The organism is Acinetobacter sp. SwsAc5 (assembly GCF_013391485.1).
In the GTDB taxonomy this organism is placed as follows: Bacteria; Pseudomonadota; Gammaproteobacteria; order Pseudomonadales; family Moraxellaceae; genus Acinetobacter; species Acinetobacter towneri.
In genome coordinates this window covers 45,362-65,821 of the sequence record NZ_JACAXD010000013.1, presented here as the reverse complement: position 1 = coordinate 65,821, position 20,460 = coordinate 45,362, and the positions used below count along the sequence as shown (strand labels likewise).

Annotated in this window: 19 protein-coding genes and 3 tRNA genes; 15 read left to right on the top strand and 7 right to left on the bottom strand. The window is 42.5% G+C overall.

The features are described from left to right. Positions 1–11 precede the first annotated feature (11 nt). Positions 12–87, top strand: a tRNA-Glu gene (locus tag HYG89_RS09350). A 154-nt stretch (positions 88–241) separates the two neighbouring features. After that, positions 242–583: a hypothetical protein gene (locus HYG89_RS09345; protein ID WP_178867215.1), complete on the top strand. Its 342-nt coding sequence runs from the start codon at positions 242–244 to the stop codon at positions 581–583. A gap of 127 nt (positions 584–710) precedes the next feature. Here HYG89_RS09345 and ettA read toward each other — a convergent pair whose 3' ends face one another. After that, positions 711–2,372 carry an energy-dependent translational throttle protein EttA gene (ettA, locus tag HYG89_RS09340; RefSeq protein ID WP_004974427.1) on the bottom strand — a complete coding sequence of 554 codons (1,662 nt, stop codon included), beginning with the start codon at positions 2,370–2,372 and terminating at the stop codon, positions 711–713. A gap of 281 nt (positions 2,373–2,653) precedes the next feature. Between ettA and HYG89_RS09335 the strand changes: the two genes are divergently transcribed. The 4 genes from HYG89_RS09335 (at position 2,654) to HYG89_RS09320 (ending at position 6,033) form a co-directional block, all read left to right on the top strand. Further along, positions 2,654–3,931 carry an O-acetylhomoserine aminocarboxypropyltransferase/cysteine synthase family protein gene (locus HYG89_RS09335; RefSeq protein ID WP_178867213.1) on the top strand — a complete coding sequence of 426 codons (1,278 nt, stop codon included), beginning with the start codon at positions 2,654–2,656 and terminating at the stop codon, positions 3,929–3,931. Between the two features lie 307 nt (positions 3,932–4,238). Next, complete coding sequence (locus HYG89_RS09330; protein ID WP_004974423.1) at positions 4,239–5,126, top strand: SDR family NAD(P)-dependent oxidoreductase; 888 nt, start codon at positions 4,239–4,241, stop codon at positions 5,124–5,126. Between the two features lie 199 nt (positions 5,127–5,325). Then, the gene (locus HYG89_RS09325) at positions 5,326–5,622 is read left to right on the top strand and encodes a hypothetical protein (RefSeq protein WP_004974421.1); all 297 of its coding nucleotides are present in this window, start codon (positions 5,326–5,328) and stop codon (positions 5,620–5,622) included. A 99-nt stretch (positions 5,623–5,721) separates the two neighbouring features. Beyond that, the gene (locus HYG89_RS09320; RefSeq protein ID WP_019838218.1) at positions 5,722–6,033 is read left to right on the top strand and encodes a hypothetical protein; all 312 of its coding nucleotides are present in this window, start codon (positions 5,722–5,724) and stop codon (positions 6,031–6,033) included. A gap of 88 nt (positions 6,034–6,121) precedes the next feature. Here HYG89_RS09320 and HYG89_RS09315 read toward each other — a convergent pair whose 3' ends face one another. Further along, positions 6,122–8,473 carry a Tex family protein gene (locus HYG89_RS09315; RefSeq protein ID WP_178867211.1) on the bottom strand — a complete coding sequence of 784 codons (2,352 nt, stop codon included), beginning with the start codon at positions 8,471–8,473 and terminating at the stop codon, positions 6,122–6,124. 347 nt (positions 8,474–8,820) lie between these two features. Between HYG89_RS09315 and ompR the strand changes: the two genes are divergently transcribed. The 3 genes from ompR to HYG89_RS09300 all read left to right on the top strand — a co-directional run bounded on the left by ompR (position 8,821) and on the right by HYG89_RS09300 (position 13,046). After that, positions 8,821–9,585, top strand: a complete 765-nt coding sequence (gene ompR / locus HYG89_RS09310; RefSeq protein WP_104852661.1) for a two-component system response regulator OmpR — start codon at positions 8,821–8,823, stop codon at positions 9,583–9,585. A 168-nt stretch (positions 9,586–9,753) separates the two neighbouring features. Next, positions 9,754–11,214 carry an ATP-binding protein gene (locus tag HYG89_RS09305; RefSeq protein WP_178867208.1) on the top strand — a complete coding sequence of 487 codons (1,461 nt, stop codon included), beginning with the start codon at positions 9,754–9,756 and terminating at the stop codon, positions 11,212–11,214. Between the two features lie 308 nt (positions 11,215–11,522). Beyond that, positions 11,523–13,046: an acetyl-CoA hydrolase/transferase family protein gene (locus tag HYG89_RS09300; RefSeq protein ID WP_178867206.1), complete on the top strand. Its 1,524-nt coding sequence runs from the start codon at positions 11,523–11,525 to the stop codon at positions 13,044–13,046. A 104-nt stretch (positions 13,047–13,150) separates the two neighbouring features. Here the strand turns inward: HYG89_RS09300 and HYG89_RS09295 are convergent, their stop codons facing one another. From HYG89_RS09295 to HYG89_RS09275, 5 genes are all read right to left on the bottom strand, one after another. Then, positions 13,151–13,546: a hypothetical protein gene (locus HYG89_RS09295; RefSeq protein WP_004974410.1), complete on the bottom strand. Its 396-nt coding sequence runs from the start codon at positions 13,544–13,546 to the stop codon at positions 13,151–13,153. A gap of 98 nt (positions 13,547–13,644) precedes the next feature. Continuing rightward, on the bottom strand, positions 13,645–14,379 hold the full coding sequence (locus HYG89_RS09290; RefSeq protein WP_131260652.1) for a class I SAM-dependent methyltransferase: 735 nt from the start codon (positions 14,377–14,379) through the stop codon (positions 13,645–13,647). Between the two features lie 166 nt (positions 14,380–14,545). After that, positions 14,546–14,621: transfer RNA gene (locus tag HYG89_RS09285), tRNA-Phe, on the bottom strand. Between the two features lie 134 nt (positions 14,622–14,755). After that, positions 14,756–14,831: transfer RNA gene (locus HYG89_RS09280), tRNA-Phe, on the bottom strand. Positions 14,832–15,356: 525 nt separating this feature from the next. After that, positions 15,357–15,734, bottom strand: coding sequence for a GNAT family N-acetyltransferase (locus tag HYG89_RS09275; RefSeq protein ID WP_096902643.1), 378 nt, complete (start codon positions 15,732–15,734; stop codon positions 15,357–15,359). Positions 15,735–15,830: 96 nt separating this feature from the next. Here HYG89_RS09275 and hisB point away from each other — a divergent pair, with 96 nt between their 5' ends. The 6 genes from hisB to HYG89_RS09245 all read left to right on the top strand — a co-directional run bounded on the left by hisB (position 15,831) and on the right by HYG89_RS09245 (position 20,407). Further along, a complete protein-coding gene (gene hisB, locus HYG89_RS09270; RefSeq protein ID WP_096902642.1) occupies positions 15,831–16,424 on the top strand; it encodes an imidazoleglycerol-phosphate dehydratase HisB in 594 nt (197 codons plus the stop codon). Beyond that, the gene (gene hisH / locus HYG89_RS09265) at positions 16,424–17,041 is read left to right on the top strand and encodes an imidazole glycerol phosphate synthase subunit HisH (protein ID WP_004974401.1); all 618 of its coding nucleotides are present in this window, start codon (positions 16,424–16,426) and stop codon (positions 17,039–17,041) included. Before hisB ends, hisH begins: the two co-directional genes overlap by 1 nt. 248 nt (positions 17,042–17,289) lie before the next feature. Further along, positions 17,290–17,760 (top strand): DUF805 domain-containing protein, encoded by a 471-nt coding sequence (locus tag HYG89_RS09260; protein WP_004974398.1) that lies wholly within the window; start codon positions 17,290–17,292, stop codon positions 17,758–17,760. A gap of 169 nt (positions 17,761–17,929) precedes the next feature. After that, positions 17,930–18,607, top strand: coding sequence for a hypothetical protein (locus HYG89_RS09255; RefSeq protein WP_004974396.1), 678 nt, complete (start codon positions 17,930–17,932; stop codon positions 18,605–18,607). Between the two features lie 67 nt (positions 18,608–18,674). Beyond that, entirely contained in the window at positions 18,675–19,406 is a 732-nt protein-coding gene (gene hisA, locus HYG89_RS09250) for a 1-(5-phosphoribosyl)-5-[(5-phosphoribosylamino)methylideneamino]imidazole-4-carboxamide isomerase (RefSeq protein WP_004974395.1), read from the top strand. Between the two features lie 92 nt (positions 19,407–19,498). After that, on the top strand, positions 19,499–20,407 hold the full coding sequence (locus HYG89_RS09245) for a DMT family transporter (RefSeq protein ID WP_178867204.1): 909 nt from the start codon (positions 19,499–19,501) through the stop codon (positions 20,405–20,407). Positions 20,408–20,460 lie beyond the last annotated feature (53 nt).

Genomic DNA, 20,460 nt, shown 5'->3' with positions numbered 1-20,460 from the left:
TGCCTCATCAAGTCCCTATCGTCTAGAGGCCTAGGACATCGCCCTTTCACGGCGGTAACCGGGGTTCGAATCCCCGTAGGGACGCCATATTCAAGATGAATATAAATTCACTTATCTTCATCTTATAATAAAGCTCAAGCAATGACTTGGGCTTTTTTATTGCCCTGTTTTCTGACAGACTGTTTTTGATTTGCCGTACATTTGGTTAGAATAACGATCAGATTAGAATTTTGGAGTTGTAATGCAATACCGATGCCCTAAATGTCAAAGCCCAAAAATCATGCCTGTTGCACAGTCAGGTCAAGCAACACCGCGTCCTGTCGTGCCAAAAAGCTTGGTGATGCTTATTCCAGCGGTATTTGTCTTATTACTTCTTGTTTTGATCAGTATCGCCATGTGGATTTTTGGTGATGGTGCAGGCACAACCTTACAAAGCATTACTGTGGCGGTATTTGTGCTGTGTGTAATTGCAGGTTTCTTGTTTTATCGTGATTTGCCTGATTTCAAAATTTCTATGCAAGCCTTTATGCAGTCACAAAAAAAATGGAAGTGCCGTGAATGTGCACATGAGTGGGAAGTTTAAACCTCACTGGTCTACATCTAGATTAAGAAAAATGTTGCTAGGTTGATCACAAGACCACATCATCGAGCAAATATAAAAAACCAGCCTTCTCGGCTGGTTTTTTTAATGAGAACTCAAGTTTTTAGACTTAAGCGCCAATTTTACGGTATTTGCTACGTTTGGTTGCCAGATCATCACCATATTTCTTACGGCGATATTCTTCAAACTCAGTATAGTTACCTGTAAAGAATTCTGGTTGCTCATCTTCGAATGACAAGATGTGCGTTGCAATACGGTCTAGGAACCAACGGTCGTGCGATACCACCATCACTGTACCTGGGAAGACTAAAATTGCATCTTCCAGTGCACGTAAAGTTTCAATATCCAAGTCGTTTGATGGCTCATCCAGCAAGATCACGTTTGCGCCCTGCTGTAGAATTTTTGCCAGTTGTAAACGGTTACGCTCACCACCCGACAATTCACCAACGCGTTTTTGCTGATCCTGACCTTTAAAGTTAAAGCGACCAATATAAGCACGCGATGCAATTTCATAATCGCCCACTTTCAAAATGTCTAAACCGCCAGAAACTTCTTCCCAAACAGTTTTGTCATCATCTAGAGTGTCACGAATCTGACCGACATAAGCCACTTTTACCGAGTCACCTAAAGTCACGCTGCCCGTATCAGGTTGCTGCTCGCCAGTCATCATACGGAATAAGGTCGTTTTACCCGCACCGTTTGGACCGACAATCCCCACAATCGCTGCAGGCGGCACAGTAAAGGAAAGGTTTTCGTAAAGTAAGCGATCACCAAATGACTTGCTGATGTTTTCCACTTCCACCACTTTGTTCCCTAAACGTGGGCCAGGTGGAATATAAATTTCAGAAGTTTCGTTACGCTGTTGGAATTCACGCGAGTTAAGCTCTTCAAAACGCTCCATACGCGCTTTGTTTTTCTTTTGCTGGCCTTTCGCATTGGAACGTACCCATTCCAATTCTTTTTTCAAGGCTTTAGCAAAAGATTCTTCTTGCTTCTGTTCTTGCTCTAAACGGTTATTTTTCTGCTCTAACCATGAAGAGTAGTTACCTTGATATGGAATACCATGTCCACGGTCAAGTTCTAAAATCCATTCTGCAACGTTATCCAAGAAGTAACGGTCGTGGGTAATTGCCACAATCGTACCCGGGAAGTCTTTTAAGAAACGCTCTAACCAAGATACAGATTCTGCATCCAAGTGGTTCGTCGGCTCGTCTAGAAGCAGCATGTCTGGTTTAGACAATAACAAACGGCATAAAGCCACACGACGACGCTCACCACCCGATAATTTGTTAACATCAGCATCCCAAGCTGGCAAATTTAATGCTGCCGCTGCTTGTTCAAGCTGATTGTTCAGGTTGTGTGCATCCCAAGTTTGGATAATCGCTTCTAACTTCTCTTGCTCTTTTGCAAGTTTGTCGAAATCTGCATCTGGATCTGCATATTCTGCAAAAACTTGGTCTAAACGCTCTAAAGCATCTAAAGCTTCACGCACACCATCTTCCACGTTGCCGCGTACATCTTTGCTCGGGTCTAGTGGTGGTTCTTGCTCAAGATAACCAATTTTGATGCCTGGCTGTGCACGAGCTTCACCAGAGAAATCTTTATCTACGCCCGCCATAATACGGAGCAAAGTCGATTTACCTGCACCGTTTAAACCAAGCACACCAATTTTCGCACCTGGGAAAAATGATAAGGAGATGTCTTTCAAGATTTCGCGCTTAGGCGGAACCATTTTCGACACTCGGTTCATCGTATAAATATATTGGGCCACGTAGGACTCCTCAATAGAAAACCAAATCTGGGGCTCAGATGAGCAGCCCCTGCTCTAATGAGCGAAAAAATAATCGGGTATTATACCTGAATACGGAGAAAAAATAAGACACCACAAACATCTTGCATGCTTTGTTACAACTCTAGCGATCAGCGGATAAGCACAGGACTTTTTGCCTGCTATATCAAATTTACAGCTAAATATTGCAGCATTTTTACACTTTCTTTCATATTTAAAAGTGCTAGACTCAAACCAATTTAACTCACGAAGATGAAGTAAACATGACCTATAAAGACGAAACTTTGGCCATTCATGCAGGCTATAGCCCAGAACCAACCACCAAAGCCGTGGCTGTGCCTATTTACCAAACCACTTCTTATGCCTTTGATAATACGCAACATGGTGCCGATTTATTTGATTTAAAAGTACAAGGCAATATTTACACCCGTATTATGAACCCAACCACTGCAGTATTGGAGCAACGTGTTGCAGCACTTGAAGGCGGGATTGGCGCATTGGCTTTAGCATCGGGTATGGCTGCAATTACCTACGCAATTCAGACCATTACCGAAGCAGGCGATAACATTGCTTCAGTATCAACTTTATACGGCGGTACTTACAACTTATTTGCCCACACCTTGCCTAAACAAGGCATTGAAGTACGTTTCTTCGATTATCAACAGCCTGAAAGCTTACGCGACCTGATTGATGACAAAACCAAACTGGTCTTTGTAGAATCCATTGGTAACCCATTGGGCAATATTATTGACCTTGAAGCGATTGCGAAAATTGCGCACAAATACGGCATTCCAGTGGTGGTGGATAACACTGTAGCCACGCCTGTCTTGCAAAAATCATTTGATTTTGGCGCAGACATCATCATTCACTCACTGACCAAATATATTGGTGGTCACGGTACGTCTATTGGCGGCATTATTGTCGATAGCGGTAAATTCCCTTGGGGCAAATATCCTGAGCGTTTTAAAGCCTTAAATACACCTGACCCAAGTTACCATGGTGTGAACTATGTAGAAGCCTTAGGCGCTGCAGCATTTATTGCACGTGCACGTGTAGTACCACTACGCAATACAGGTGCAGCGATTAGCCCGCATAACGTATTCCTAATTTTACAAGGTTTAGAAACCTTAAGCCTGCGTATGGAACGCCATACTGAAAACGCGCAAAAAGTAGCGGAATATTTACAGGCACATCCAAAAGTGAAATGGGTCAATTACGCAGGTTTGAAAGATCACCCGCAACATGCGTTGGCACAAAAATATGTGAAAGGCAAACCTTCTGCAATTCTGTCTTTTGGTGTGCAAGATGGCCGTGAAGGCGGAACCCGCTTTATTGATGCACTGCAATTATTCACACGCTTGGTCAATATTGGCGATGCCAAGAGTCTGGCTTGCCACCCTGCAACCACCACTCACCGTCAGTTGAGTGCAGATGAACTCAAAGCGGCTGGTGTGAGTGAAGATATGGTGCGTTTATCCATCGGGATTGAACATGCCGATGACTTAATTGCCGATTTAGAGCAAGCTTTAGCAGCCGTATAAAAACTCATCAGTTCAAACTTTGTACTGGCATCCTGCTGATTAATTTCAACAGGATGCTTTTTTATTTTAATTTTTCTTTGTATGTCTTTGCATTAGCTTTATTTCATGGTAAAAATAAAGATATACAGCTCACAAAAATAGAGCAATTACTCTAAATTCATTTTTAAATTCAAACACTTATTCCATAGCTTTTTTTGTGCAATCGGCTATCATAAAGCCAAGTAAAACAGTTCAAATTCAGTCTGAAATTTGAATCGTCAATCTCAATAAAAATGACAACTCAGGAATCTAAATCAGGAATATTAGCGTGAAGCCAAAATTAGAGAAACTTTTTCAACAGCGTGTAAATGGTAAAGTTGCCCTTATTACAGGTGCATCGAGTGGTATTGGTTTAACCGTGGCACATAAGCTAGCCGATGCAGGTGCGCATGTGCTTTTGGTGGCACGTACTCAGGAAACGCTCGAACAAGTCAAAGCTGAAATTGAAGCACGTGGTGGCAAGGCTTCAGTTTTCCCTTGTGATCTAAACGATATGGACTCTATTGATGCTGTATCGCAACAAATTCTTGCCTCTGTCGATCATATTGATATTTTAATTAACAACGCAGGCCGCTCAATCCGTCGTGCAGTACATGAGTCGGTTGATCGTTTCCACGACTTTGAACGTACCATGCAGCTCAACTATTTTGGTGCTGTGCGTTTGGTACTCAATATTTTGCCGCAGATGATGCACCGTAAAGATGGTCACATCATCAACATCAGCTCGATTGGTGTATTAGCCAACGCAACGCGTTTCTCGGCTTATGTGGCATCTAAAGCCGCATTGGATGCGTTTAGTCGCTGTCTATCTGCAGAAGCGCATACACACAAAATTGCGATTACTTCGGTGTATATGCCATTGGTTCGTACCCCAATGATCGCACCAACCAAAATTTATAAGTACGTGCCCACCCTTTCACCTGAGCAAGCGGCAGATTTAATTGCTTATGCGATTGTGAAACGTCCGAAGAAAATTGCGACACATTTGGGTCGTTTGGCTTCAATCACTTATGCGATTGCACCAGACATTAACAACAAACTCATGTCGATTGGTTATAACTTATTCCCAAGCTCTACCGCTTCTGTGGGCGAGCAGCAAAAACTGAACTGGGTACAAAAAGCGTATGCGCGCTTGTTCCCAGGTGAACACTGGTAATTTATACACAATTCAAGTTTTGCTTTAGGCGACCTACGGGTCGCCTATTTGTTTTTACAGCTTAGGTTGAACAGCGCACAACAATACAACATCACTTCAACAATTTTTAAATTGTGCAGCCGCAACTTTTCATGTGATTTTAATATTGGTTTAAGAAATAGCATTCAAAATGACATTACAATAATGAAAGGTACAACACATGAAAACTCTGTATCTGTTTAAGCTATTTTGTTTTTCTGCTGCGGGCTTAAGTTTTTATCACTTATATACTGAGCTTACGCGCAATCATGTAGACACATTTCAAGTGATGACACTGACAGGCCTGGTGGTCTTGTTAGTCGAATTGGGCTATCGCAGCCAACTTGCCGTGTCCATGTCGCATTCATCTGGTGCGATGTCCGAAGTTTCTGCCTCTTCTAATTACAGTTATTTCATGTCTAAATTGGCAGCAGGCAGTATTGCCACAAGTTTTGTTCTGCAAGGCTTAATCCGTTAATTGCTTATTTAAGATCCACAATCTCAACCATAACAAAACATTCAATTGCACCGCATTTTTATGCTATAACACAGCTGTTTTAAGTATTTTGAATGGATTATGCGAGCACTGGCCCTCATTTTACAGTATGGCTGTTTTGCCTTTGCCTTGTTTCTGAGTTATCAGGTTGCAACGGCGCTTTATCAGCAAGAATATGAACTTTTAGAGGTTGTTGCCGATGTCGGCACGATTTTAATTTGTATTGATTTGGGCGTATTTTTATTTAGCAGCAAAGCCTCACAAGGTTTAAATCTTCAGGAATATGCTCGCCAACTTGAAGCACCACCGTCAAAACTAGTCGCAGTGACTCGTAAACTTGGACATTTGGGAATTATGCTGATTTTGGTGAGTTGGATTGTACCGTTGATTTAAAATCCATCAAAAAATCTGTATATAAAAATGTTCCTGCAAAACAAAAAGCTCCCGAATTTCGGGAGCTTTTTGTTAGAGCAATTCAAAATTACTTCGAACCTTTAATCCCTGCTTGTAACAACAATGCACCTAAACCACCAATTTTATTTTCTTGTGGTTTAGCGGCTTGTGGTTTTTTCGCTTGTGGACGCTCAGTCTGAGGACGTGACTGCTGTGGACGTTTCGCTTGTGGCTTACGCTCTGTACGCTGTTCTTGATCACGACGTGGTGCACGCGCTGCTTTTGCAGGTGCAGCCGAACCTTCAGGACGCATCGATAAATTCACACGGTTACGCTCTACATCAACCTGCAACACACGCACTTGAACAATTTGACCTGGTTTCACCACTTTATGCGGATCAGCCACAAATTCATTGGCCAACTCAGAAATATGCACCAAACCATCCTGATGTACGCCCACATCCACGAAAGCACCAAAGTTGGTCACGTTGGTTACAACACCTTCAAGCTGCATGCCTTCAGTCAACTGCGCCACTTCAGTAATATCTTCACGGAATTTAGCCGTACGGAATTCAGGACGTGGGTCACGACCTGGTTTTTCCAATTCAGACAAAACATCCTGAATAGTTGGTAAGCCGACTTGCTCATCCACAAATTCTTCAGCATTCACCGAACGGATAATTTCAGTATTACCAATAATATCTTTAACCGTGGTCGCTTTGGCAGCCACAATTTTTTCTACTAAACCATAAGATTCAGGGTGCACTGCAGAAGCATCCAAAGGCTCAGAACCTGCCTGAATACGTAAGAAACCTGCTGCTTGTTCAAAAGTACGTTCGCCTAAACGCGGTACGTTTTTCAAAGCTTGGCGATTGTCAAAACGGCCATGTTCTTTACGGTATTCAACAATTTGCTGTGCAATGGCTTTATTCAAACCTGCGATATAACCCAAAATTGCTGAAGATGCCGTGTTGACATCGACACCGACCGAGTTCACACAGTCTTCTACCACAGCTTCTAAGGTTTTTGCTAAACCTGCCTGATTCACGTCATGTTGATACTGACCCACACCGATTGATTTTGGATCAATTTTTACCAACTCTGCCAATGGGTCTTGCAAACGACGTGCAATCGACACTGCACCACGAATCGACACATCTAGTTCTGGCAACTCTTGCGATGCCAATTCAGAAGCTGAATACACAGATGCACCCGCTTCAGATACAGACACACGTGTTAATTTCAAGTCACTGTGCGCCGCCATCATTTCTGCCACAACCGCTTCAGTTTCACGGCTTGCAGTCCCGTTACCAATCGCGATTAAATCAACATTGTGCTCACGGCATAAACGTGCAAGTTCTTCAATCGCGCCTGCTTTGTCTTCTTTAGGTGCAAATGGATAAACCGTGCTATGTGCAACCACATCGCCAGATTGGTTCACCACAGCCAGTTTGACACCTGTACGGATGCCAGGGTCTACGCCCAGCGTACAACGCGCACCTGCAGGTGCAGAGAGCAATAAATGACGCAAGTTTTCTGCAAAGACATCCATCGCTTCAGCTTCGGCAGCCAAACGCTTTTCAGTCAATAATGAATGTTCGATTTGTGGACGCACTTTGCCCAACCAGAACAATTTTGCCGTTTGCTTTAAAAAGTCCTGACGTGCTTGCGGCTGAATTTGATCTAAATTGTATTCAGTTTCAATACGTGCCAAAGGTGCACTGTCTTCACCATCAACTTTTAAACCCAAGACGTTTTCTTGGCGACCACGCAACATCGCCAATAGGCGATGTGAAGGCACTTTGTTGATGTTTTCTGAAAAATCGAAGTAATCACGGAATTTTTTGCCCACTTCTTTTTTCTCTTCAGAAGCAACCAAGCTTTTTAATACCGCTGTTTTGGCAAAAATTTCTTTTAATTCTGTGGTTAAGGCAATATTTTGTGCCCATTCATCAATCAGAATGTGTTGTACCGCATCTAGCTGACTGTCTGCATCAGGATAGTCTGCATGACTAAAGCCTGCTAAAGCTTCGCTTGGCTCAACCTGTTCTGCAAAAATTTGCGCTGCAATTGGGCCTAAACCTGCTTCTTTAGCTTTAAACGATTTACTGGTGCGTTTTGGACGGTAAGGCGCGTAAATTTCTTCTAAAGCATTTTTGGTTTCAGCAGCGTTAACCCGTGCCAATAAATCATCAGATAATTTATCTTGTTCTTTGAGTGATTCTATTACTTTTTCGCGACGCTCATATAAATCACGTAAATACGATAAACGTGTATCGAGCTGACGTAGCTGCGTGTCATCTAAACCTTGCGTCACTTCTTTACGGTAACGTGCAATAAATGGAACGCTAGCACCTTCATCAATAAGTTTGATGGCAGCTTCTACTTGATTTGGTCGTACGGCAAGTTCTTTTGCTAACTGCTGAACTAAGTCAGTCATCGTGTGTGATCCTACAAGGATAAGTACTAAAAGCCATGATTATAAAGACCAAGACTATAAAATCCACAATTGTTTTATGAATTTTATAAATGGTGGTTTTTTGGCGATTTTTGCCAATTCGGCTAAATTTTATAAATCTAAATAAAATTCAGGCTTATGTTAGACTCAAACGGACAAATATGTCAGTTTTTCGCATGGAAATGCTGTATATATTTGGTATCTATGTCTTGATTTTATCTGCAATATTTGTTGCTTTAGAGCATAGGCAATAGATACCAATGAATCGTATACTCAAAGCCAACTCAACTTTTTGTTTACGATGACAATAAAGAATAAAGGAGCACATCATGAGTTTAGTTGTACCTGCTGAAAAAACAGATGCCGTACACAGCGAAACTGACCGCGTTGAACGCATTCTCGTTGTCGATGATGATGTGCGTTTACGTACCCTGTTACAGCGTTTCTTGGAAGATAAGGGCTTTGTGGTCAAAACTGCCCACGATGCGACACAAATGGATCGTTTGTTACAGCGTGAACTGTTCTCTTTAATCGTGCTTGATTTTATGCTGCCTGTTGAAGATGGTTTAAGTATTTGCCGTCGTTTACGTCAATCTAACATCGACACGCCAATTATTATGCTGACGGCTCGCGGCAGTGACTCTGACCGTATTGCAGGACTTGAAGCAGGTGCAGATGATTATTTACCAAAACCGTTTAATCCAAATGAGCTGTTAGCGCGTATTCGTGCTGTATTGCGTCGTCAAGTGCGCGAGGTACCAGGTGCACCAAGTCAGCAAATGGAAGTGGTTGGTTTTGGCCCATGGTCACTAGATTTATCGACCCGTACTTTGACACGTGAAGGTCAGGTCGTGACCCTAACTACAGGTGAATTTGCAGTACTCAAAGCGTTGGTACAACATCCTCGTGAGCCTTTAACCCGTGACAAGTTAATGAATTTGGCGCGTGGTCGTGAATGGGGTGCGATGGAGCGTTCGATTGATGTTCAGGTTTCACGTTTACGTCGTTTAATTGAAGAAAACCCTGCCCGTGCACGTTATATTCAAACGGTTTGGGGTGTCGGTTATGTATTTGTTCCAGATGGTGCGGAATAAGTTGAAAATGATGTGAGGCTTCAGCCTCACATCTTCATGCAATGATCAACATTTATGCACACCGATCATTGTGCTAGATTTAAAGAACAGACATTCCAATAACAAGTATATTCATCATAAAATTTCACTCACTAAATTCGCTTTACAACCTCTGCCACAGGACAAGATGTGAAACTCGAACCCATCGACCCACAAGAATTTACCGACTATGTGGCGTATTCTGAAAAGAAACGTACCCGCTGGGAGCGTTTTCTGGACAAAATCAAACCACGCTCTGCAGCCATGCGCACCACGGTACTGGTGGTTTTTGTGGTGTTGTTTAGCCTGTTTATGTCGTTGTGGTTCTTTTGGCGCACCTTGTATTTACCTGAAATTCAACAACACGCCCGCTATTTAGCGGTTGAACTGGAAATTTTAAACAATCCAGATTTGCGCATTTTTCACAATGAAGCCGAAGTCGATGTCGATGCGTGGCTTAAAAATCGGGTCGGCATTGAATATGTAACCGATCCACGTGAGTTTCCTAATGTAAGGGAAAAAGTCATTGCAGAGTTTTTTACCCAACAAATAGAAAAGAAACTGGCAACTGAATTAAAAATGCAGGATGTCACGGTCTATTTCCAGTTCAAACCAAGCCCGCGTATTTGGATTCAAACCCCAGAAATGAATGGCAACTGGGTACGTGAACCCCTTAAAACCTATGCCAACTACAGCCCTGAACTGGTCTTTGGCTGGCTTTTGGGTATTCCGCTTTTTGCTGCAGCGATTATTTTAACTCTAGTACGTCAGCTGAATCGTCCTTTGCGTCGTCTGCAAAATGCCGCCAATAGCTACAGTAAAACAGGCAAAGCACCTTATTTGGAAACCAATCACGGTCCGCAGGAAATTCGTGAGGTCAACCAAGCCTTTAATCACATGATTTATACCTTGGAACAGACTGAACGTGACCGTCGTATCATGTTGGCAGGTATTTCACACGACCTGCGCACGCCACTGACACGGATTCGTTTAAGTGCCGAAATGATGCCCGATGATGATTTTTTAAAAGAAGGCTTAATTTACGATGTAGAAGATATGGATGCGATTTTAAATCAATTCATTTCTTATATGCGTGATGGTTCCGATGAAGAATTACAAGAAACCGATTTAAATGTTTTGCTGCAGGAATTGATTATTCAATTTAAACCGTTGGATATTCGCTTTAACGCACAAGAATTACCTTTAATTCAGGCGCGCAGTTTGTCGCTGAAACGTCTGATTGGCAACCTGATTAATAACTCGAAACGCTATGGTGCAGAGCCAATTGAGTTGTCTGCAAAAGTGCTGGATGAACACATTCGGATTAGCGTGGCAGACAACGGTACAGGCATTCCAGAAGACCAAATTGCCGATTTAATGCAGCCTTTTGTACGCGGCAATGAAGCACGTACTGTACAAGGCAGTGGCTTAGGTTTGGCAATTGTAAAACGTATTGTCGATATTCATCAGGGCGAGCTCACCATTCAAAACCGTGAACACGGTGGTCTTGAAGCCATCATTACCCTGCCGTTACAACCTGAAATCGTTGAAGAAAAAAATAATGTTGGCACGCTGGAAAAAATCAAACAAAGTTTGAGTGAACACTTCTAAACGGCTGACGCTTTTGATCTCTATCTGGCTTGCTATATACCAATTTCAGACCAACAGCAAATCGGATGGACGATCAAAGTAAAAAATTCAGATGGTGCATATCAAAATTGTATAAAAATATATCAAACAAATTGTAATATTTACCTTTTGATATATAAATAAACGATTAAATTCAATTATTTATGTATTATTTTATATTTTTATACCACCATTTAGGCAAAAAATTAGACCTTAGCCTAACACCTATGCAAAATACCTTTTTTGATCGGTACAATCGGTATCAGTCTAGTATTTTACGAGAGTTCGCCATGTCTTTAGATCGCATCCGTTTAGCCTCCCTCCACGACAAAGTAATCAGCGCAGAACAAGCTGCTGAATTCGTTCAAGATGGTATGACCGTAGGTATGAGTGGCTTTACTCGTGCGGGTGAAGCAAAAGCTGTTCCACTTGCATTGGTGGCACGCGCTAAAACCAACCCTTTAAAAATTGACTTAATTACTGGCGCAAGTCTTGGTAATGATTTAGACAAGCAATTGACTGAAGCAGGTGTTTTGGCTCGTCGTATGCCGTTCCAAGTAGACAACACCTTGCGTAAAGCAATTAACCAAGGTCAAGTCATGTTCATTGACCAACACTTGTCTGAAACTGTTGAGCAAATGCGTAACAACACGCTAAAACGCCCAGACATCGCGATTGTTGAAGCAGTTGCAATTACTGAAGACAGCTTAATTATTCCAACAACTTCTGTAGGTAACTCTGCAAGCTTTGTTGAATATGCAGATAAAGTCATTATCGAAATCAACACCACTGTAAGCACAGAATTTGAAGGCCTACACGACATTTATATTCCTGAAGCACGTCCAACACGTGGTCCAGTGCCATTAACTCACGTTGAACAACGTATTGGAACCAAAGGTATTCAGTTAGACCCTGCAAAAGTTGTGGGTATTGTATTTAACGATACCTTGCTTGACTCTCCATCTAACGTGACCGATCCAGATGACGAAACTCAAGCAATTGCAGATCACTTGATCGCATTCTTTGAAAACGAAGTAGCACAAGGTCGTTTACCGAAAAACTTGGCACCTTTACAAGCAGGTATCGGTTCAATTGCAAATGCAGTATTAACAGGCTTCAAACACTCTAACTTTGAAGACTTGGTGATGTACTCAGAAGTACTCCAAGACTGTACGTTTGAATTGATTGATGCAGGCAAAATGAAGTTCGCTTCTGGCTGTTCAATGACTTTGTCTGAAAAATGTGGCGATCGCGTATTTGGTAATCTTGCACACTACAAAGACAAATTCATTTTACGTCCACAAGAAATCTCTAACTTCCCTGAGTTAGTACGTCGTTTAGGCATCATTGGCATTAACACTGCACTTGAGTTTGATATTTACGGTAACGTGAACTCAACCCACGTATGCGGTACCAAAATGATGAACGGTATTGGTGGTTCAGGTGACTTCGCGCGTAACGCACACTTGGCGATTTTCGTGACTAAATCAATTGCGAAAGGCGGTGACATTTCATCTATCGTTCCAATGGCTGCGCACGTAGACCACAACGAACACGACGTTGACATTTTGGTTACTGAGCAAGGTTTAGCAGATTTACGCGGTCTTGCACCACGTGAACGCGCTCGTGCGATTATCGACAACTGTGTACACCCAATGTACCGCAATGCATTGAATGATTACTTTGAGCGTGCATGTGCAAAAGGTGGTCACACTCCTCACCTACTTCGTGAAGCATTATCTTGGCATGCAAACTTCGAAGAACACGGTCAGATGTTGACTCCTGCACAACAAGAATCTGCACAACCAGCATAATTCGCGTGCAATAAAAAACGCCCTGATTTTTCAGGGCGTTTTTTATGTCTTAAGTTTTTATGTCTTAGATTGTCACAAGGTCATTTGCGACAACGCACTCCATTTTACTCAAATGCCAAAGCTTTAAATTCATCTATAAAATGCTGCCCTAACTGGCGTAAACCATCCACACTGAGTGTGGTTTCAATCACACCCAAAGACACCACATCACGTTGAATTTGCAGCACAGTTTGACCTTGCGGGTTGATATAAAAACGAGAACCCAAAGTTGCAAATTTGCTTGCTAAGTCTAGGTTTTGTTCAGCTCGAACTTGATTCACCACATCTTGCGCGGTAAAACGGTATTGATCATGCAGCAAATTTAAGCTGTTGGATTGCCCATATTCTGCACTTAATGCACAATCATCCAAGACCTGTAAAGGCTGATCAAGATTGGCAAAAGCAGTCGCAGGGAGACTCAGCGCAAGACTGAATAAAATAGGGAGAGAAAATTTTAACATTGGACACCTCGCACATAGGTAAATTACACCTGTGGAGAAACATCCTTTTTTCACCAACTTATATTTTAAGTTCAAAAATCACTCAATACATTGACTTTTTATACCAAGCGACCTAAACGCAGCAAAACTGGAAACTGAATTTCCAAGCCCTGAGCAGGTTGCTGCTGCAACAATTGCTGTAATTCAAGCAAGGGCGTATCAGTATGTTGCTTTAAATAATGCTGCAGTCCCGACCAAGTGTTTAAATAATTCAGCAATTGTGCTGCCGACCAACGATATTTCAGGCAAAGTTCGGGTGTCACGATTTCTTGAAATGGGAAAGGAATCGTGCGATATAAGTCATCAATATAACGACGTTCAGCATCCCAACAACCTTTTAAGGTCTGAAAATACAAGCGTTGAATTGCGGTATTCACCTCAGGATCTACAGCTTGAATCAGACCGTAGCCCACCGCAGCAAATATTCCACTCGGTTTTAGCACCCGATGCACTTCGGCATAAAAGGCATCAAACTTGAACCAGTGAATCGCTTGTGCAACGGTAATTAAATCCACACTCGCATCTGCCAATCCGCTGTCTTGCGCCAAACAAGCGCGATAACGCACATTTTCCCACTGTGGTGCTTGATCCAGCTGTGCCTGACTTAAATCCGTGGCTAAAATCTGCTGAAAATGTGGCGTTAATAACTGAGTAAACTGCCCTGAACCTGCACCGCAGTCCCATGTCAAACCGCGCTCTGGCACATGTTGTAAAATCGTATCGACAATCGCGGTTGAATACTGCGGACGTGCCTGACGATATAAATCGCTGCCCTGCGAAAACAAATCTTTCATGCTGCATTCCCTGACCATGATCGCTTGATTTTAATTCAGCTTGTTTAATACGTATTGTGGACTTTAGATGAAGATGCAAAGCGGGTTTGAATACAAGATTTTATTTTAGACATAAAAAATTTTGCGCATAAAAAAGCCCCAAACATTGTTTGAGGCTTTTTGAATATGGTGGCGAGACCCAGGATCGAACTGGGGACACACGGATTTTCAATCCGTTGCTCTACCGACTGAGCTATCACGCCAATGCCGTGTATTAAGCCGTATCTCGGCTGAATAGTCAATAAAAATCATCACTTTTTTATTTGATCGCATAAATTTTATGCAAAAAAAATCCCTGATGGGATCAGGGATTGAAAACGTTTAACCGTTTTGAATATGGTGGCGAGACCCAGGATCGAACTGGGGACACACGGATTTTCAATCCGTTGCTCTACCGACTGAGCTATCACGCCAATGACGCGTATTAAACAGTTTCAGCTGTAAATCGTCAATAGTCTTTTTCGCTTTTCAGTGCAAATGTTTACTTTTACAGCAACCTCATTCTATTTCTGCTGAAATATCACCCAAAAATTTAAAAATGAGTTCTTTTCCAATTAAATTTTGACAAACTTCCGATACGCGAATGTGGGGCACGGATGCCCCACGTTACCCATCACGACAAGGATGTCGTGTATGGGTAACAAAAGACTTTTGCCTACTTTGGGTCTTGCCAAAGTAGGAAGATGCCTACGCAAAGCTATTTAAACCTTAGCTAAAAATTGTGGCTGTGCAAGCACAAAAAACAATATAGGATTTAGATAAACTTCTTTCACAAATCCGATTAAAACCATACTTCAATCCCCCATCATCCTCTTACGGAAGATATTCCTCATCCCTGAGCCATATATGGCGCAAGAGAAGGGATTTTCGATACTAATTTAATTTTGACCTATACGGATAAACTGAAAAGACAGACACAACGTCAGCTTTTTAAAAACTCACAACTTACCCAAATGCGCCAAACAACGATGAATCGCACCACAACCCGGCTGAAAGTGCTGCACACCTTTGGCTTCTTCCATACGGCACACCTCACTCACCAAACGATCTGCCACACCTCGACCACGGTTTGCAGGATGCACCACAATATATTCAAGCGTACGATGATCATCTTGCCCTGTGCACCAAATCGCACCAATCACTTTAGTATTAAATTCTGCCGTGTAAAGTAGGGTATACTGAGCCAAGTTCTGCTCAAGTTGGCTTACCGCATCTTGCCCATCGCCAAATTCAGGGCTGGTATCATACAGTCGCTCAAGCTGGCTGCGCACTTCGGTATTTTCCAGTGAAGTATAGGCATGTACGGTAATAGGCATTGATTAACCCTCCTGAGCAATCTAATATGCTGAGACTTCGTCACAGCGAAAACATTTTACATCAATCATTTTTGACGTTTTTTGAGGAACGTGTCTATGACCCAACGTATCAGTGAAGTGGTGAGAAATACCAACGAAACTAAAATTCGAGTTCGTGTGAATCTGGACGGTACGGGTCAAGGCACACTCAACACTGGAGTTCCATTTTTAGACCATATGATTGATCAAATCAAGCGACACGGTTTGTTTGATATTGATATTCATTGTGATGGCGACTTGGAAATTGATGATCACCACACTGTAGAAGACTGTGGTATCACGCTTGGACAAGCTTTTGCTCAAGCTTTGGGCGATAAAAAAGGTTTACGACGCTACGGTCACTTTTACGCACCACTTGATGAATCTTTAAGCCGTGTGATTGTCGATTTATCGGGTCGTCCGGGTTTATTTATGGATATTCCATTTACCCGCGCACGTATTGGTACTTTTGATGTGGATTTATTCTCAGAATTCTTCCAAGGCTTTGTCAACCATGCATTAATGACACTGCACATCGACAACCTCAAAGGTAAAAACAGCCACCACCAAATTGAAAGCGTATTTAAAGCATTTGCACGTGCTTTACGCATGGCATGTGAAGTCGATCCGCGTGCTGAAAATACAGTGGCATCAACCAAAGGAACACTCTAATGACCCGAATTGCCCTTCTTGACTATGGCATGGGAAATTTACACTCTGCAGCGAAAGCTTTAGAGCATGTGGGTGCAACGGTAGATGTGACCAATGACCCAAAACTGATTGCACAAGCCGATAAAATTGTGTTTCCAGGTGTGGGTGCTATGCGTGATTGTATGCAAGGCATGCATGAAGCTGGCATTGATGACGTGGTACGCAACGCGGTCTTTAATAAACCTGTACTTGCAATTTGTGTAGGCATGCAGGCGCTGATGCAACATTCCGAAGAAAATGGCGGAGCAGATGCACTGGGCATTTTTGCAGGTACAGTCAAACGCTTTCCTGAAGTAGCAGGTTTAAAAGTGCCACACATGGGTTGGAATCAGGTACATCAACGTGACCCGAGCCACCCTATGTGGAACAACATTGAACAAGATGCGCGTTTTTACTTCGTGCATAGTTTTTATGTTGAACCGCAAGATGAAAAAATCGTGGCCGCGACCTGTGATTATGGTTTAACTTTCTGTACAGCCCTGCATCAAGACAACTTGTTTGCAACGCAGTTCCACCCAGAAAAAAGTCACACTGTTGGTTTGCAGTTACTAAAAAACTTTGTGGAATGGAATATCTAATATTCAGGATGCTTCAATCAATAAAGCCGAGTTAATCTCGGCTTTATTTTTGCGTGAATGTTTTTCACTTTTATTGCACATTGATTTGTGTTTAAAATTAAAGCGTTTTTTATACCTTTTATTCAAAATAAACTGAGGGTCTGTCGATAATTGGTCTATGTTTGCGATGTGAGAGAGATATCTCACAAGATTTTTGAGCAAATATACGGTATGCGACAGAAAATTCAAAAAATCTAGGAATTACAACAATGAGTCAATATGTAGAAGATTCTGCACTCAGTGCAGCGGGGCGTTTTGGTCGATTATCATTTTTAGCGTGGAACTGTTTGCTCAGCTTGGGGCTTGCAGTACTGATTGCAATTATTGCCGTTGTTGCACCCAATTTATTGCTAGAGCTCGGCTCTGGCTCTATGGGCATCGGCATGATCTTGCTCGTGATCATTTATATCGTGGCGTTCTATTTTAGCTTTATTTTCACCATCCGCCGCTTGCATGACCGCAATCATACTGGCTGGTTATCTTTGCTGATTTTGGTGCCTTTGGTGAATATTATTATGGGTTTATATTTGGTATTTGCACCTGGCGATGATCGTCAAAATAGCTATGGTGCGGTACGTGAAACTGCAGGTTGGGAAAAAGTACTGGCTTGGATTTTTATTGTGCTGATGATTTTGGCGATTATTGGCAGCTTCTTGTCAGGTATATTCAGCAACGTCTAAGCAAAAATATTCCACTTGGTTGATATTTCGAAATAGCCCATCTATTGGGCTATTTTTTCAGGATATTCGCTGCAATCTTTGTCCTGCACAGCATTTTCAATCTTTTAAACTTTGCCAAATTCCGCAAAACGCTTTAGGCTAAAACCGCTTCTTTACCGCTTTGAATGTTATGGATCTCACTCGTCTGCGTACCCTGCCTAGCCCTGATGAAATACGGCAATTGCCACTGTTTGAAAATATTGCGCGTCAAAATATTGTACTGATTCAAAATCTAGAGCAATGTCTAGCAATTGAAGCTGAACTGAAAACCGCAGCTGTCTTGGGTTTCGATTCTGAATCTAAACCCACGTTTAATGTAGGCGAAGTTTCTACAGGCCCGCATTTAATTCAGCTCGCAACCTTAGAAAAAGCCTATCTATTTCAGCTCAATGATGACATTTGGCAATTTTTGCAGCCAGTTTTTGCCAATCGCGATCAAATTAAAGTAGGTTTTGGGCTGAAAAATGATGCCCATTTATTTCGTAAAAAAGGTATACAACTGAATAGCGTGATTGAACTATCCAAATGTTTTGGCAGTTTTGGTTTTAAAAGTCCGCTTGGGCTTAAAAATGCCATGGCATTATTATTTCACGTTCATTTCCCTAAAAGCCGAAGTATCAGCACCTCAAACTGGGCATGCAAACAGCTCAGTGAAGCACAAATTGCCTATGCTGCCGCCGATGCCTACGCACCTGTGTTGATATTTGAAGAATTGGGGCGTTTGGGTCTATTGCCCGAGCATATCCCAAACAGTTCACTCAAATTGCGGATTCGTCCCTCTAAAACAAAACCTACAACAGATGCTTAGATATTTAACAATACTTTGTTAAGATGCACAGATTGAATTCAATAAGTTTTTGGCAAGGAGCGAAAGCATGCTGATCATCCCTGCAATTGACCTGAAAGATGGCAAGTGTGTTCGTTTAAAACAAGGTCGTATGGAAGATGATACTGTATTTTCTGACGATCCAGTGGCAACAGCACAACACTGGGTAAATGAAGGCGCGCGTCGCTTGCATTTAGTCGATTTAAACGGCGCTTTCGCAGGTACGCCAATTCATAAACCTGTGGTTGAAGCGATTGCAAAATCACAACCGGATCTTCCAATTCAAATTGGTGGCGGTATTCGTTCACTCGAAACCATCGAACACTATTTGGATGCAGGCGTATCGTTCGTGATTATTGGTACCAAAGCCGTACAAGAGCCTACTTTTGTAGAAGAAGCCTGCAAGAAATTTGCAGGACACATCATTGTCGGCATTGACGCCATGAATGGCATGGTGGCTACTGATGGTTGGGCCAACGTCACAGACGTGAAGGCAACAGATTTAGCTAAGCGTTTTGCCGATGCAGGTGTATCTAGCATTGTTTATACCGATATTGCCCGTGATGGCATGATGCAAGGTGTGAACGTAGAACAAACCGTAAACTTGGCGCAATATTCAGGCTTACCCGTGATTGCTTCTGGCGGTGTGACCAATTTAGATGACGTACGCAACCTAAAAGGTCAGCCTGGCATTTTAGGTGCGATTACAGGTCGTGCAATTTACGAAGGCACGTTAAGCCTGCGTGAGGCACAGTTGCTTTTAGATGAGCAATCTTTGTAATTCTGCCGCGTATTTTTAAAGAGGTCTGCGGACCTCTTTTTTATTTTGATTTTATTTTGCTCATCTTAAGTTTTTCATCTCCTACAAATTATATGTCTCAGCTTTCACCAATGCTTCGCAGTAAAGCCCCGCAACTGGCGCTCATTTTGATTACCTTAATTTGGGGGGCAACCTTCATTACCGTGCAATACGGTTTGAATTTCAGCAGTCCAGTACTGTTTGTAGGCTTACGTTTTGCCGCAGCCACTTTGGCTGTGGGATTAATTTCATGGCGAAGCCTACGTGGTTTTAGCCTCGATGAACTTTATGCAGGTTTTGCTATAGGCGCAGTCATTGCGCTAGGTTATGCCACTCAAACCATTGGTCTACAAAGTATCAGCAGTAGCGAATCCGCCTTTTTAACGGCACTGTATGTTCCGCTTGTACCGCTGTTACTGTGGTTATGTTTTGGTCAACGTCCGCATGTCATGACATGGTTGGGTGCTATTTTGGCATTTGTCGGCTTGGTCTTTTTAACAGGCAATGGCTTAGGCGCAATTCAATTAAATTTTGGACAAGCCATTACTTTAATCGGTTCAATTGCGATTGCCTTTGAAATTATTTTAATTGGCTACTTTGCCAATCGGGTCAATTTAAAGCGCATTACTCTCATTCAACTGGGCTGTGCATCGTTGTTGTGTTTTACAATTGCGCCACTGGTCGGAGAAACCCAATTACCCGAATTTCAGTGGTCACTCCTTGCTGTTTTGCTTGGCTTAGGCATTGCCAGTGCCGTAATTCAATTGGTGATGAACTGGGCACAACGACAAGTTGACCCTGCGCAAGCGGCTATTATTTATGCAGGTGAACCTGTTTGGGCAGCATTGATTGGACGTTTGGCAGGCGAGCGCTTAGCCGTTTTGGCGTTGTTCGGGGGACTACTGGTGGTTTTAGGGGTGCTGGTCAGCGAATGGCGACCAAAATTTTTTAAACGTAACTCATGCTCCCAAAAAGCTGAATAAACAGCATCTCGGCGAGATCGCTCAAAAAATTTTAAAAAGACCAATGAACGTGG